The sequence below is a fragment of the Pseudoclavibacter sp. VKM Ac-2888 genome (genome assembly GCF_015351285.1).
In the GTDB taxonomy this organism is placed as follows: Bacteria; Actinomycetota; Actinomycetes; order Actinomycetales; family Microbacteriaceae; genus Pseudoclavibacter.
In genome coordinates, this window is record NZ_JADKSM010000001.1 from 2,403,131 (window position 1) to 2,417,032 (window position 13,902).

Sequence of the window (13,902 nt, forward strand, 5' to 3'; positions counted from 1 at the left end):
TTTTCCGGGCATCTCATGGCTTGCTTCCTAAGTCATCATGACGACATAATCACTCCATGACACTCATCACGGAGCCCTCCCCCGACGCGACCCTCGACAACGACCTCGACGCCGACGTCGTCATCGCCGCGCGACTGCTCTCGCTCGACGCCGTCGAGCAGGCGAAATCCGGCCACCCGGGCGCCGCGATCGCGCTCGCACCGCTTGCGACGCTGCTCTTCCAGAAGCACATCCGCCACGACCCCCGCGACCCCGAGTGGGCCGGGCGCGACCGCTTCGTCCTCTCCTGCGGACACGCCAGCATCCTCCTCTACACGCAGCTGCATCTGACCGGCTACGACGTCACGCTCGACGACATCCGCGCGTTCCGCACCCTCGACTCCCGCACCCCGGGACACCCCGAATACGGACACACGGCAGGCGTCGAGACGACCACGGGACCGCTCGGCCAGGGCCTCGGCACGGCCGTCGGCATGGCCATGGGGTTCGCGCACGAGCGCGCGCTCTTCGACGCCGATGCGGACGCTGGCGAGTCGATCTTCGACCGCCGCGTCTGGGTGCTGGCCTCCGACGGCGACCTGCAGGAGGGCATCTCGTACGAGGCCGGCGCACTCGCCGGCCGCCTCGGCCTCGACAACCTCACCGTGGTCTACGACGACAACGACATCCAGATCGAGGGCGACACCCGCCTGACGAGCAGCGAACGAACCGCCGATCGCTTCCGCGCCCAGGGGTGGCACGTCGACGAGGTCGAGCTCCGGGCCGACGGCGAGGTCGACACCGCCGCAGTGGATGCGCACCTCAGCACCCCCGGCCCCGCCGGGAAGCCGCGCCTCGTGATCGTGAAGTCGCAGATCGCGTTCCCCTCCCCCGGTGCCGTCGGCACTGCGGCCTCGCACGGCGCACCGCTGGGTGCCGTCGAGGCATCCGCTCTCCGGGAGGTGCTCGGTGTCACGACGGGGCCGTTCGAGATCGCCGACGACGTCCTGCGCACCGCGAGGAAGGCAGTCGACCGCGGCGCCGAGCTGCACGCGCGATGGGATGACGACGCCGCAGCGTGGCGGGCGGGCAGGCCTGAGCTCGCCGCCGCCCACGCAGCCTTCGCCTCCCGCGACCTGCCCACCGAGCTGGACAGCCTCCTGCCCTCGTTCGAGATCGGCACGAGCGTCTCCACTCGAGACGCATCCGGAGCCGCCATCCAGGCCCTCGCCGCAGCAACTCCTTCGCTCTGGGGCGGCTCGGCGGATCTCGCGGAACCGAACCGCACGGCCATCCACGACGGCGGCTCGTTCCTTCCGGCCTCCACCGCGCTGGGCTCCTACGCCGGCCGCAACATCCACTGGGGAGTCAGGGAGCACGCGATGGCCGCCGCCATGAACGGCATCGCCCTCGCCGGCGGCTGGCGCGTCTTCGCCGGCACGTTCCTGGTCTTCAGCGACTACCAGCGCCCATCCATCCGCCTGGCCTCGCTCATGGGAGTGCCGGTGACCTACGTGTGGTCCCACGACTCGGTCGCACTCGGCCAGGACGGGCCGACGCACCAGCCCATCGAGCACCTCGCGAGCCTGCGCGCCATCCCCGGCTTCACGGTCGTGCGTCCCGCGGACGCGAACGAGACCGTGGCCGCCTGGAGCGCCATCGTTCGCAGCGAACGGCCGAGCGGGCTCGTGCTCGGTCGCCAGGGGGTGCCGGTCCTCGACCTGCCGGCCGACGCGGTCCGCGCGGGTGTCCCCCGCGGCGGGTACGTCGTCTCGGATGTCGAGTCGCCCGCAGCAATCGTCATCGCGACGGGCAGCGAGGTGGCACTCGCGCTCGAGGCCGCGGAGCGTCTCGCCGCCGATGGCGTGCTCGTCCGGGTCGTCTCCATGCCGAGCCGCGAGTGGTTCGCGGCCCAGGACGCCGACTACCGCGAGGCCGTCATCCCGAGCGAGCTCACGGCCCGCGTGGTCGTCGAGGCTGCGACCTCGTTCGGCTGGCACGACCTCGCCGGCGTGCACGGCGAGATCGTCGGCATCGACGAGTTCGGCCTCTCGGCGCCCGCTGACCAGGCGCTTGCAGCCCGAGGCATGACCACCGAGCGAGTCGTCGAGGCGGTGCGGGCGACGATCAGCCGCTCTGCGTGAGGCTCCCCGCGTTGCACCGACGAGCCTCGTCGGTGCAACGCGGCGTCATGTAACCCGGCGGTCCCAGGTCGCAGGAATAGCTTGCAGGTACAAGCGGTTGTTGACCTTCGGGTGGCAACGACCACGCCCCACAGACCCCGCGCATCGCGCATCGAACGGAGACCCATGACCGAGCAGCTGACCGTCCGCAACGAGACCTCCGTCCCCATCCTCGATGCCCTCTCCGACCGCTGGAGCCCCCGCGGCTTCGACGCGAACCACGCCATCGCGGATGAGGACCTCACGGCCATCTTCGAGGCGGGACGCTGGGCTCCGTCGGCGAGCAACACGCAGCCCACGACGCTCGTCGCCGGAGTCCGCGGCACGGCGACGTTCGACAAGATCTACGGCACGCTCATGGAGTTCAACCTCGCCTGGGCCGACCGGGCATCCGTGCTCATCGCGGTCACCGTCGAGCACGAACGCGACGGCAAGCCCCTGCGCTGGGCCGAATACGACGCCGGCCAGGTCGCCGCACACCTCTCGATCGAGGCGCAGTCGCGCGGCCTCCACACGCACCAGCTGGGTGGCATCCACGTGGATGCCCTCGCCGAGGCCCTCGAGCTGCCTGCGGGCCGCACCCCGATCACGGTCATCGCCGTCGGCCAGCACGACGACTCCGACGCCGTGAGCGAGGAGATCCGTGCCCGCGACAGCTCGCCCCGCTCGCGCCGCGAGCTCAGCGACTTCGCCCAGATCGAGCGCTGAGCGCGGCGGATCGCAGCGGGCGCCGCCGCATCCCGGCTCGCCCCAGCCGCGTGGCGTATACACGTTGACGGCGGAAGTCCCCACCGCCGGTTCCGGGCACCGAGCCCCGACACCGCAGGACCCAACTTCATGACAGCAGGAGCAGAGGACAGCACGATGACACATGTCAGCACCGCCGACCGCGCCAACCGTTTGGCTGAACTTCACCAGGCCCCGGAGATCCTCCGAGTCGTGAACGTGTGGGACGCGATCAGCGCCCAGACGGTCGCGGCCCTCCCGGAGACGCAGGCCATCGCGACTGCGGGCCACTCGATCGCGGCTTCGTACGGCTACCCGGACGGCGGCATGTCGCTCGACGTCGCCCTCGCAGGGGCGAAGGTCATCGTGGATGCGGTGGACCTGCCCGTCACGGCAGACCTCGACGACGGCTACGACGACCCGGCGGAGACCATCCGTCGCGCGATCGGCCTGGGCATCGTCGGCGCGAACGTCGAGGACCGCCTGCGGCCGTTCGACGAGTCCGTCGCCCGCGTCGCCGCGATCATCCGCGCCGCTGAAGCCGAGGGCGTCAACTTCCAGCTCAACGCCCGCACCGACGCCATCGCGCGCGGCGGCGAGCGCCCCATCTCGGAGAGCATCGACGACGCCATCGCGCGCGGTCGCGCGTTCCTCGACGCGGGTGCGTCCCTCGTCTTCGTCCCCGGCGCGGTCACGCGCGAGACGGTGGAGCCGCTCGTCGAGGGCCTCGGCGCCGGCAAGCTGTCCGTCATCGGACTCCCCGGCGCGCTCACCGCCGCCGAGTTCCAGGAGCTGGGCGTCGCCCGCGTCTCCTACGGACCGCTCACGCAGCGGGTCGCCCTGCGCGCGCTGCGCGACCTCGCCATCGACCTGTACGGCAACGGGGTCATCCCGACCGACACCCCGGCACTCAACTAGGCACGAGCATCCACGCCCCCCGAGCGGGGCGAGATGCAGAGCGGACTTGTGGTCGTCAACCCTCATGGTTGACGACCACAAGTCCGCTTTCGGCGTCTGGGGGCGGGGGCCGGGGCCGGGGAGATCAGGTTTCGGGGAGAGAAGCCGAGGCCGTCGCCGACCTGAAGTGCGCGGCCAGCAGCTCCCCGGAGTGGATGATGTGCTCGCTCGCGGCATGCCTCGCCGCCTCCGCGTCCCTGGCCTTGATGGCGTCGATGATCTGCGTGTGGTCCGCACGGGTCGCCTCGGGCCACCCCTCGATCTGCGCGTAGAAGTTGCGGGGCACGTACTTGGAGAAGAGGGCGACGAGCCAGCGGAGCCTCGGAGCATCCACGATGTGGTTGAGCAGGTGGTGGAACTCGTTGTTGCGGGCCTCGAGCGCTTCGACGTCCCCGCGCACGGCTGCGGCGAGCAGCTCGTAGTGCAGGGCCTCGAGCACTCGCAGCTGCTCATCGGAGATGCTGCGCGCGGCACGCGCGGCGAGCTCTCCGGCCACGTTGGCGTGCACGAGGAAGACGTCTTCGATGTCCGCAGCCGTGATCGGGTGCACGCGGAACCCCTGGCCGCGCACGCCGTCGACGAAGCCCTCCACGCGGAGCGACTGCAGCGCCTCGCGAACCGGAGTCGCCGACACCTTCAGCCGCTGCGCGATCTCGTCGATCTGCAGGGATTCCCCGGGCAGGAGCACCCCGGAGATGATGCGCTCTCGGAGGTACTCGGCCGCGAACGAGCGCATGCTGCCGTAGCGACGGGCTGCGTCTTCGAGGCGTTCGTCGGGTGGGAGCGGCACGGGGACATCTTACTGAGCGGGCAATTCGGGCCGCGGCATGGCTTCCATGAGCTCCGCGACGGATGCGGTGCGGTCGCGTTCCACGAGCGCCCAGAGCGCGTTCGCGCACGTCTCGCCGACGAGCCCCCTCGCCTTGGCGTGCAGGTCCTGTCGGGAGGCGCGTGCGCCGGGCGAGCCGCGGTAGGCGCTCGTCGAAGCCTCGTGCACGGTGCCGTCCGTGAAGGTGACCCGCACTTCGGCGGTCCAGTCTGCCGGGAACGCCGCTTCGACTGCAGGCGAGGTCACACATCTCACCTTCCTCATGAGCGGGAGCAGCTCGTCCGCGAGCTCCGCCGCCCGGTCGAACTGGTCGACGGTCGCGGTGCCCGTGGTGAGCGCGAGCGCTGCGCCGAACGGCATGTTGAACTGCGCATCCACGGCCGATTCGACGCGCAGCTTCGCGTCTGCTGGCACGCTGACGAGGCGGGCGCCCGCTTCGATGACGGCCACCTCGACATCGTCGACCTCGGCCGCGGACAGGCCTGGCCGCTGCGAGGCGACGTCGAGGAGCAGGTCGATATTGCCGTGCATGTAGCGGCAGCAGGGGTAGAGCTTGATGCTCGTCCGCCAGGCGTATTCTCCTGGCGTGATGGTGCGCACACGGTCGGGGTGGAAGCCGTCGCCGTAGTTCGCGAGGAACCCGTCGCGTCCTTCGAGGGCCGCGGCCGGCGCGACGAAGCCGACGGCGGCGAGCCGGGTTGCGCGGATTCCGACGGCCGCGGCGTGACCAGCGTTGAGGCGCTTCGTCCAGGCGCCGTCGGAGACAAATTCGAGCGAGCCCGCCGCGAGGTTCGAGGCGAGGCCGATGGCGTCGACCGTCTGCGACTCGTCGAAGCCGAGGAGGCGGGAGACGGCTGCGGCGGCTCCGATGGCGCCTGCGACTCCGGTCGGGTGGAAGCCGCGGCCGTAGCTCTCGGCGGCTCCGAGGACGACCCCGATGTCGCACATCACGTCGTACCCGACGACCGCGGCATCGAGGAGGGCACCGTAGCTCGCCCCGTGCTCTTCCGCCGCGGCGAGGAGGGCCGGGAACAGCACAACGGCGGGATGCAGTGACGCTTCCTCGAAGGTGTCGTCGAGCTCCAGCCCGTGGGCGGTGATGCCGTTGACGAGCGCCGCATCCTCAGCGGACAGCCGGATCGCAGCCCCGAGCACGGACGACGGCGCGACGTCCGTGGCGAGCCCTGCGTAGGCGTCGCGTGCAGCTCGGGCCGACTCGCGTCCGCTGCCTCCGAGCGTCACGGCGAGGGCGTCGAAGAGCAGCGCGCGCATCCACGCGGAGCGCTCCCCGTCGAGGTCAACGGGGCCGAGGGCATGCTGCGCGTAGCTGCGGGCGAGTGACATGTCAGTTCCGTTCTTCGGTGGCGGCGAATTCGCGTCGGACGCGTTCGGTGTGCTCGCCCGTGTCCGGCACGGGCTTCATCGCCGGCCGGTAGGAGCCGGCCGTCACGGGGGGAAGGAGCGAGCGGGCTGAACCGCCTGGGGTCTCGACCTCGACCCACCTGTCTCGCTCCGCGAGCTGCGGATGCGCGGAGAACTCCGCCATCGTCCGCATGCGAGCGTTGGCGATCGCCAGGGAGTCGAGGCGTCTGATCACCTCAGCGCTCGGGGTCTCGGCGATCGCCGCTCCGATGAGCTCGCTGAGCACGTCCCGGTTCGCGACCCGATGCTCGTTGAGGCTGAACCTCGGGTCGTCGGCGAGCTCCGCCGCCCCCAGGACGTCGCGGCAGAAGCCCGCGAACTCCGTCTCGTTCTGGATGCCGATGAACACGGTCCCGTCGGAGGCTTCGAACGGGCCGTACGGGGCGATGGTGGCGTGGGATGCACCGTGGCGCTGGGGCGGGCGGCCGCCGTATTCGGCGAACAGGTAGGGCTGCTGCATCCATTCGCCGAGCGCCTCGAGCATGGAGACCTCGATGCGGTCGCCGACGCCGGTCCGTCCGCGCTGGATGAGCGCGGCGAGCACACCGGAGTACACGTACATGCCCGCCGCGATGTCGGCGACGGAGGCCCCGACCTTCGACGGCTGCTCCGGGGTGCCGGTCACCGAGAGGAGACCGGCTTCGCACTGCACGAGGAGGTCGTAGGCCTTCTTGCGCGTGTAGCTGCCGCCCGTGCCGTATCCGGAGATCTCGGCGTAGATGAGTCGGGGGTTGCTTGCCGCGAGTGCGTCGTAGCCGAGGCCGAGGCGGTCGAGCGCGCCTGGTGCGAGGTTCTGCACGACGACGTCGGCGGTCGCGGCGATGCTGCGGAAGAGCTCGGCATCCGCCTCGTCCTTGAGGTCGAGCACGACCGATTCCTTGCCGCGGTTGAGCCAGGCGAAGAAGCTCGATGTGCCGTGCACGGTGGAGTCGTAGCGGCGCGCGAAGTCGCCACCTGCACGCTCGATCTTGATAACGCGGGCGCCGAGGTCGGCGAGCTGTCGCGTCGCGAAGGGGGCGGCGACCGCCTGCTCGACGCTGAGAACGGTGATGCCGTCGAGCGGCCTGCCGTTCACGATGCCTCCCCGACGGCGGCGAGCATGCGCCGCGCTCGCCGCAGCACGGGCGCGTCGACCATGGCCCCGTCGACCTGCACGGCGCCGGAGCCTGCGCCGACCACGCGGCGGGCCCAGTCGATCTGGGCGTCGGTCGGCCGGAACGCCGAGGCGATGACGGGCAGCTGGGCGGGGTGGATGGCGAGCATGCCGCCGAAGCCGAGGGCGACGGCGTGCTTGGCGGCGGACTCGACGGCCGCGACGTCGCGGATGCTGGCGCTCGGGGATTCGACTGGGGCTGGTGCCCCGGTGAGGCGCGAGACGAGGACCAGCTCGACGCGTGCCGCATCGAGCAGCGAGTCCGCGTCGCCGCCCGCATCGACCGCGAAGTCGAGCGCCCCGAAGGCGAGGCGCACGTCGAGCCCGGGCTCACCCGGGCCGCGGGTGACGAGCGTCTCCGCCACGCAAAGGCCGCGCACGGTCTCGACGAGCGCGAGGAGCGGCGCGCCACCCGAGGCGTCGCTCACCTGCCGGAGGTAGGCCCGCGACTCGGCCTTCGGCACGGCGACGCCAGCGAGGGCGCCGGGCGACCTGGCGGACACGTCCTCCAGCAGCGCGAGGTCGGCCGCGCTGTCGCCCGTGTCCGCCGGGTTGACCCGCACGAGCACACGACCGGGTGCGGCCGTGGCCAGCAGATCGCGGATGGCGGTCCGCGCCCGTTCCCGGTTGTCGGCCGCGACCGCATCCTCGAGGTCGAGGATCACCAGGTTGGCCCCGGAATCCAGCGCCTTCGAGAAGCGGTCGGGCCGATCCCCCGGGACGAAGAGCAGCGTCTGCGCTGCCGCGAGGGCGCTCATCGCTCGACCGCGTCGGGCAGCGACGACTCGTCGGGGCGTGGCGTCGGGGAGACGGGCAGGAACCCGCGTCTCGAGACCATGAACGTGCGTCGGAAGCTGATGACGACGACGCCCTCCTGGTTGTACCCCTCGGTCGCGACCTCGACGATGCCGACCGAGGGGCGCGAGCGCGACTCCCGGAGCGAGAGCACCTTGGAACGCGACGAGATCGTGTCTCCCACGAAGACCGGATGCGGGAGCCGGACCTCGTCCCAGCCGAGGTTCGCGAAGACGTTCATGGACAGATCGATCGTCGACTGCCCGGTGACGAGGGAGAGCGTGAAGCAGGAGTTCACGAGGATGCGCCGGAACTCGGTGCTCTCCGTGAGGCGCGCGTCGACGTGCACCTTCGCGACGTTCTGCGTCATGAGGGTCGACGTCATGTTGTCGTCCTCGGTGACGGTCTTGGAGAACGGGTGGTAGTAGAGGTCTCCCGGGGTGAAGTCCTCGAAGACCCGCCCCGTCCATCCTTCGACGATCTGCGTCATGATGCTCCCTACAGTTTGACGATGACGGTCTTGGTCTCGGTGTACGCGTCGAGCGACTCGACGCCCTTCTCTCTGCCGTAGCCGGACTTCTTGAAGCCGCCGAACGGGTACTCGACGCCGCCGCCCGCCCCGTAGGCGTTGACGTATACCTGCCCGGCCTCGACGCGCGCGGCGAGGCGGTGTGCCCTGGAGATGTCGCGGGTCCAGATCGCCGCCATGAGCGCGTAGTCGGTTCCGTTGGCGATGCGGACCGCCTCGTCCTCGTCGGCGAAGGTCGTGGCGACCAGCACGGGGCCGAAGACCTCCTTCTGCGCGATCTCGGAGCTCGGGTCGACGTCGGCGATGAGCGTCGGGGCGAAGAAGGCGCCAGCCCCGTGCCCGTCTGGCACGTGCCCGCCGGTGATGACGCGGCCGTCGGCGCCGTCGACGAGGCCGCGCACCCGGTCCTGCTGCTTGACGGACACGAGCGGGCCGAGGTCGCGGTCGTCGGAGCCCGGGCCGATGGTCACCCGCTCGAAGGAGGTCTTCAGCTTCGCGAGAAGCTCGTCGGCGACATCCTCGTGGACGATGAGTCGTGAGCCCGCCGAGCAGGTCTGACCCGCGTTCTGCAGGATGCCCTTCGTGATGAACATCGTCGCCTCATCGAGGTCGGCGTCGGGGAACACGACGTGGGGGCTCTTTCCCCCGAGCTCGAGCACCGCCGGGATCACGTTCTGCGCGGCCGCGGTCGCGATCGACGTACCGACCGCAGTCGAGCCGACGAAGCCGATGTGGTCGATGCCCGGATGCTCGGCGAGCGCGGCACCGACCTCGACCCCGATGCCGGTGACGATGTTCAGCACCCCGGCGGGGATGCCGACCTCGACCGCGAGCTCCGCGATGCGCACCGCGGTGCGGGGCGTCTCGTCGGCCGGCTTCAGCACCACGGTGTTGCCCGTGGCCAGGGCGGGCGCGACGGCCCGACCGAAGAGCTGCATGGGGTAGTTCCAGGCGATGACGCTGCCGCAGACGCCGAGCGCCTCCCGCCGCGTGTACACGTGGAACGCCGGATCGACGGGCAAGGACAGGCCGTAGTAGGAGTCGATGGCCCTGCCGTAGAAGGTGAAGTACCGAGCAGCGACCGTCGCATCCGTTCGCGCCTGGGTGAGCGGCTTGCCCGTGTCCTGCGATTCGAGCAGCGTGAGCTCCTCGCGGTTCGCGATGATGGCCGCCGCGAGCGCCTGCAGCAGGTCGGCGCGCACCTCCGGCTTGGTGGCGGCCCATCCGGGTTGCGCGGCCCGTGCGGCTGCGACCGCGGCATCCACGTGGGATGCATCGCATCGCGCGGTGAGGCCGAGCACCTCCCCTGTCGCCGGGTCGATGTTCTCGTAGCTGCGCTCGGAAGCTACGCGCTCGCCGCCGATGTAGGCCGTCGTCGTGGCAGCTCCCGACGCGGTGTGCACTGATTGGGACATGTCTCTCCTGGAATCTCTGCTGGCCTGGAATCTCTGCTGGCCAAAAATCTCTGCTGGTCGTCGGCGGATGTCGACGTGGTGTCGCCGGTGATCAGTCGTCGATGACGATGCCGGCGCGGGTCACCTGCCGCGCCTCTGCGGCGGCGAGGGCCTCTGGCACCTGATCGAGGGTGTAGTCGGCGTCCACGAGCGACTCCCACGGGAACTGCGGCGTCGCCTCGATGAAGCGCACGGCCTTGCCGAGCACCTCGAGCGGGTAGCGGATGGCGGCGCGGATCTGCACGCCGGTCCGGGTGAAGAGGCCAGGGTCGAAGTCCGTGAACTTGTTCGGAGAGATGTTGCCGATCTCGACGACGATGCCGCCGGATCTCGCCGACCGCACCGACTCCGAGAACGCGGACGGCACGCCGGTGAGGTCGATCACGACGTCACCGCCCCCGCCCGTCGCGTCGCGGACGAGCTGCACGCGTGCCGCGCCGTCAGCGGCCTGCGAGAGATCGATCGTGTGGTGGGCGCCGAAGTCCTTGACCTTCTCGAGGCGACTCGGCGTCATCTCCGCCACGTAGACCTCCGCCCCAAGCACCGAGGCGACGGCGGAGGCGCAGACACCGAGCCCGCCGGCGCCGAAGATGACGACCTTGTCCCCGTAGGAGACCTCCCCGAGGAGGCACCCGTAGTAGACCTGCGACAGGGCGCAGTTGGCCGAGGAGGCAGCCTTCGAGGTGACGCCGTCCGGCACCTTGTACACGGCCTGGTTCGGGCCCACCGCATAGTGCGTGCCGAACGTGCCGAAGAAGTGCGGGGCCTCGTCGGCCTGCTTCGACCATCCCGTGTAGGCGTTGCGGCAGATGTTGCCGTGCCCGTTGTTGCACTCGGGACAGCGGCGGCATGCCTGGAAGTACGTGGCCACGACTCGGTCTCCCACGGCGAGCGGCTCCCCCGCGAAGTCGGTCGTGACGCCGTCTCCGAGGGCGGCGACTCGGCCGACGCCCTCGTGTCCCATGACGCAGCCGGGTCGAACCAGCGGGTGGCTGCCGTGCAGGATGTGCACATCGGAGCCGCACACGTTGGCGCGGATCATGGACAGCACGACCCCGCCCGGCACGGGGGAGGGCACCTCGTAGGACCGGGACGCGGTGCGGTCGATGTCGTCGAGGATCGTCGTCGTGCCGTGCGCCTGCTGCGCGTCGGTCTGGGCGTGCGTGGAAGCTGTCGCAGTCATGCTCCGGTCCCTCTCCTGGTGGTTGTGCTCGCCGTCGAGGCCGGCGATTCCGATACGCGAGCTGCGGCGGCCGTCGCGGAGGCGACCGATGCGCCGATGTCGTCGCCCGCACGCAGCGGGCGTCCCTGGAAGATCCCCTCGTGGGCGAGGATCGGGCGCCGATCACCGGCGAGCTCCGGGTACTTGGCCTCGAGCTTCTCGCGCTTCTCGATCTTGGAGCGCCAGTGGGCGACCGCTTCGGGGCGGCCGCGATCGATGCCCTGCCAGCTGTGCGGCATCTCGGCGCGGCTGGGTCCTGCGTCGGCGGCGCCCCCGATCCGCACCGCGGAGGGGACACGGCTGGTCGCCGTCCCGCATCCGGGGCAGGCGGGGTTGTCGGCAAGCATCGACTCGATGCCGGCCTCGAAGCGATGCCCTTCCTGGCAGCGGAAGTCGTAGAGGATCATGAGTAGAACCCGTTCGGCGCGAAGGTGAGCTCCTTCTTCTGCTCTTCGTCGTGGCCGAAGATCACCTGGGCGTCGGTCTCCTGGGCGATGCGGCGGAGCTTCTCGACCGACTCGAGCCACGCGAGGTTGTTCCACACGATGGCCGCGCCGACCGCGGGCGGCCCCCAGGAGTCGGCGAGGTAGACGGCGTCAGAGGTGAAGATCTTCGTGCCGTCGTTGGGCAGGTCGACCTTGAGCGACATGGTTCCCCACGTGTGGCCCGGCGTCTGGATGACGCTGACGCCCGGCAGGATCTCGTCGTCACCGGCGATGCCGCCGATGTTGAGGCCCTTGAAGTCGTCGGGGATGTGCGCGCCCTGGTTGTACCCGGTGATGGTGGCGACTCCGTCGAGCTCGGCCTGGCTCGTGAAGATGCGGGTCTTGCCGTTGTCGAACATCCTGGCGTTGGCGGCATGGTCGAAGTGCAGGTGCGAGAGCACGAGGATGTCGATGTCGTCCGGGGTGAGCTCGAGCTGCTTGAGGCTGGAGTCGAGGTAGCCGGTGTCTGCCTGTGGGTCGTCGATGACGGGGAAGAACTCGTCGAAGCCGGTCGGGGCCCAGTGCTCAGCCCAGTTGCGTGGGACGCCGGTGTCCCACAGGATGCGCCCGTCCGGGTGGTCGATGAGCACGGCGTGCGTCGGCACCTGACCCCATGCGCGTTCGTCGTGGCGGTGGTCGCGGGTCTTGATGACCCTGCCTGGCTTGAGCAGCAGCCAGGTGAGGTCGGCTTCCATGGTTCCTGACTCCAGGATGTGGAGCTTGATGTCGTTCGTCACTTGCCATCTCCTTTGATTGGCCCAGCGGGGGAAGGCGCTCGGGCTCTAGGTGGCGAGCGTGAGGAGCGCTTCACGATTACCGTAAGCGAATATATTCAAGGGGTCAATACCTTGTAGCCCGCTCTCAGCCTTGCTATGTTGGCGAACATCCTAAAAATATTTGACGGCCCGTCGCCCTGTCGCGAGTGCCGCCCCTGATCGAAGGAGAGCCGCTGTGACAAGCCGGACTGCCAGCGACGACAGAACAGCCTTACGTGCGCGCACTGAAGCGGTCTGCGACGAATTCGACGACACCTACTGGCGTGAGACCGACCGCGAGCGCCGCTATCCGCAGGAATTCGTGGACGCCATGGGAGCCGCCGGCCTCCTCTCGGTCATGATCCCCCGCGAGTACGGCGGTGGCGGCTACGGCATCGACGCCGCCACGGGAGTCATGGAGGCGATCAACCGCTCCGGAGGACACTCCGCCGCCTGCCACGCGCAGATGTACACGATGGCCGCACTGCTGCGGCACGGCACCGACGCGCAGAAGGACCGCTACCTCCCCGGCATCGCGGACGGCAGCATCCGCCTCCAGGCGTTCTCAATCACCGAGGACGCCGGCTCGGACACCCTCGCCATCACGACCACCGCGACGCCCGACGGCGACAGCTATGTGATCGACGGCCACAAGACCTGGACGAGCCGGTTCGAGGAGTCCGACCTCGCACTCGTGCTCACCCGCACCTCCGAGACCCCGAAAGGAACCACGGACGGCCTCACGCTGTTCCTGCTCGACCTTCGCGAGATCCGCGCACAGCAGCCGGATGCCCTGCTCGTCACCCCGGTGCGCACCATGTTCAACTACGCCACCAACCAGGTCACCTACCGAAGCGTCCGCGTGCCCGCCGACGCGGTCATCGGACGAGTCGGCAACGGCTTCCGGCACGTGCTCGACGGCTGGAACGCCGAACGCATCCTACTCGCCTCCGAAGCCATCGGCGACGGCTACTGGTTCATCGAGCGCGCCGTCTCCTACGCCAAATCCCGCCACGTGTTCGGACGCGCCATCGGCACCAACCAGGGCGTCCAGTTCCCCATCGCCGACGCCTACATGAAGGTTCGCGCGGCCGAGCTCATGCGGGACGAGGCGACCGCGCGCTTCGATGCGGGGGAGCCCGCCGGCGCGGAGGCGAACATGGCGAAGCTGCTCAGCTCCGAAGCGTCCTGGGCGGCCGCAAACATGTGCCTCGACACGCACGGCGGCTACGGATTCGTCGACGAATACGACGTCGAACGCAAGTTCCGGGAGACTCGCATGTTCTCCGTCGCACCCATCAACAACAACCTGGTCCGCAGCTTCGTCGCCACGAAGGTGCTCGGGCTGCCGAAATCGTACTGAACCGAGCCCACCCCGGGCCGCAGCATCCACCGCATGTATCGACGAAGGAG

Annotated in this window: 13 protein-coding genes; 4 read left to right on the forward strand and 9 right to left on the reverse strand. The window is 69.8% G+C overall.

Going from position 1 to position 13,902, the window contains the following annotated elements:
• Positions 1 to 56 precede the first annotated feature (56 nt).
• From tkt to ITJ61_RS11355, 3 genes are all read left to right on the forward strand, one after another.
• Positions 57 to 2,123, forward strand: a complete 2,067-nt coding sequence (gene tkt, locus ITJ61_RS11345; RefSeq protein WP_194686223.1) for a transketolase — start codon at positions 57 to 59, stop codon at positions 2,121 to 2,123.
• Between the two features lie 165 nt (positions 2,124 to 2,288).
• Positions 2,289 to 2,870, forward strand: a complete 582-nt coding sequence (locus ITJ61_RS11350) for a nitroreductase family protein (protein ID WP_104301009.1) — start codon at positions 2,289 to 2,291, stop codon at positions 2,868 to 2,870.
• A gap of 156 nt (positions 2,871 to 3,026) precedes the next feature.
• On the forward strand, positions 3,027 to 3,806 hold the full coding sequence (locus ITJ61_RS11355) for an isocitrate lyase/PEP mutase family protein (protein WP_104305663.1): 780 nt from the start codon (positions 3,027 to 3,029) through the stop codon (positions 3,804 to 3,806).
• 124 nt (positions 3,807 to 3,930) lie between these two features.
• Here ITJ61_RS11355 and ITJ61_RS11360 read toward each other — a convergent pair whose 3' ends face one another.
• The 9 genes from ITJ61_RS11360 to ITJ61_RS11400 all read right to left on the reverse strand — a co-directional run bounded on the left by ITJ61_RS11360 (position 3,931) and on the right by ITJ61_RS11400 (position 12,471).
• The gene (locus ITJ61_RS11360; RefSeq protein WP_104239755.1) at positions 3,931 to 4,635 is read right to left on the reverse strand and encodes a GntR family transcriptional regulator; all 705 of its coding nucleotides are present in this window, start codon (positions 4,633 to 4,635) and stop codon (positions 3,931 to 3,933) included.
• Between the two features lie 9 nt (positions 4,636 to 4,644).
• Positions 4,645 to 6,018 (reverse strand): MmgE/PrpD family protein, encoded by a 1,374-nt coding sequence (locus tag ITJ61_RS11365; protein ID WP_194686224.1) that lies wholly within the window; start codon positions 6,016 to 6,018, stop codon positions 4,645 to 4,647.
• A gap of 1 nt (position 6,019) precedes the next feature.
• Positions 6,020 to 7,171: a CaiB/BaiF CoA transferase family protein gene (locus tag ITJ61_RS11370; protein WP_194686225.1), complete on the reverse strand. Its 1,152-nt coding sequence runs from the start codon at positions 7,169 to 7,171 to the stop codon at positions 6,020 to 6,022.
• Positions 7,168 to 8,007 (reverse strand): HpcH/HpaI aldolase/citrate lyase family protein, encoded by an 840-nt coding sequence (locus tag ITJ61_RS11375; RefSeq protein ID WP_194686226.1) that lies wholly within the window; start codon positions 8,005 to 8,007, stop codon positions 7,168 to 7,170. The genes ITJ61_RS11370 and ITJ61_RS11375 overlap by 4 nt, the downstream gene beginning before the upstream one ends.
• Complete coding sequence (locus tag ITJ61_RS11380; protein WP_104305648.1) at positions 8,004 to 8,534, reverse strand: MaoC family dehydratase; 531 nt, start codon at positions 8,532 to 8,534, stop codon at positions 8,004 to 8,006. The genes ITJ61_RS11375 and ITJ61_RS11380 overlap by 4 nt, the downstream gene beginning before the upstream one ends.
• An 8-nt stretch (positions 8,535 to 8,542) precedes the next feature.
• Positions 8,543 to 9,988, reverse strand: a complete 1,446-nt coding sequence (locus ITJ61_RS11385) for an aldehyde dehydrogenase family protein (RefSeq protein ID WP_104300999.1) — start codon at positions 9,986 to 9,988, stop codon at positions 8,543 to 8,545.
• 91 nt (positions 9,989 to 10,079) lie between these two features.
• Positions 10,080 to 11,210, reverse strand: a complete 1,131-nt coding sequence (locus ITJ61_RS11390) for a zinc-binding dehydrogenase (RefSeq protein WP_104342593.1) — start codon at positions 11,208 to 11,210, stop codon at positions 10,080 to 10,082.
• Positions 11,207 to 11,656: a zinc ribbon domain-containing protein gene (locus ITJ61_RS11395; RefSeq protein ID WP_104239748.1), complete on the reverse strand. Its 450-nt coding sequence runs from the start codon at positions 11,654 to 11,656 to the stop codon at positions 11,207 to 11,209. The genes ITJ61_RS11390 and ITJ61_RS11395 overlap by 4 nt, the downstream gene beginning before the upstream one ends.
• Positions 11,653 to 12,471 (reverse strand): N-acyl homoserine lactonase family protein, encoded by an 819-nt coding sequence (locus ITJ61_RS11400; protein ID WP_323744345.1) that lies wholly within the window; start codon positions 12,469 to 12,471, stop codon positions 11,653 to 11,655. Before ITJ61_RS11400 ends, ITJ61_RS11395 begins: the two co-directional genes overlap by 4 nt.
• A 214-nt stretch (positions 12,472 to 12,685) precedes the next feature.
• Between ITJ61_RS11400 and ITJ61_RS11405 the strand changes: the two genes are divergently transcribed.
• On the forward strand, positions 12,686 to 13,852 hold the full coding sequence (locus ITJ61_RS11405; RefSeq protein ID WP_104239746.1) for an acyl-CoA dehydrogenase family protein: 1,167 nt from the start codon (positions 12,686 to 12,688) through the stop codon (positions 13,850 to 13,852).
• Positions 13,853 to 13,902 lie beyond the last annotated feature (50 nt).

Coding starts and splice junctions, on each gene's coding strand:
- ITJ61_RS11380 (WP_104305648.1), bottom strand. CDS start 8,534: ATGACGCAGATCGTCGAAGGATGGACGGGGCGGGTCTTCGAGGACTTC.
- ITJ61_RS11375 (WP_194686226.1), bottom strand. CDS start 8,007: ATGAGCGCCCTCGCGGCAGCGCAGACGCTGCTCTTCGTCCCGGGGGAT.
- ITJ61_RS11395 (WP_104239748.1), bottom strand. CDS start 11,656: ATGATCCTCTACGACTTCCGCTGCCAGGAAGGGCATCGCTTCGAGGCC.
- tkt (WP_194686223.1), top strand. CDS start 57: ATGACACTCATCACGGAGCCCTCCCCCGACGCGACCCTCGACAACGAC.
- ITJ61_RS11355 (WP_104305663.1), top strand. CDS start 3,027: ATGACACATGTCAGCACCGCCGACCGCGCCAACCGTTTGGCTGAACTT.
- ITJ61_RS11385 (WP_104300999.1), bottom strand. CDS start 9,988: ATGTCCCAATCAGTGCACACCGCGTCGGGAGCTGCCACGACGACGGCC.
- ITJ61_RS11350 (WP_104301009.1), top strand. CDS start 2,289: ATGACCGAGCAGCTGACCGTCCGCAACGAGACCTCCGTCCCCATCCTC.
- ITJ61_RS11390 (WP_104342593.1), bottom strand. CDS start 11,210: ATGACTGCGACAGCTTCCACGCACGCCCAGACCGACGCGCAGCAGGCG.
- ITJ61_RS11365 (WP_194686224.1), bottom strand. CDS start 6,018: ATGTCACTCGCCCGCAGCTACGCGCAGCATGCCCTCGGCCCCGTTGAC.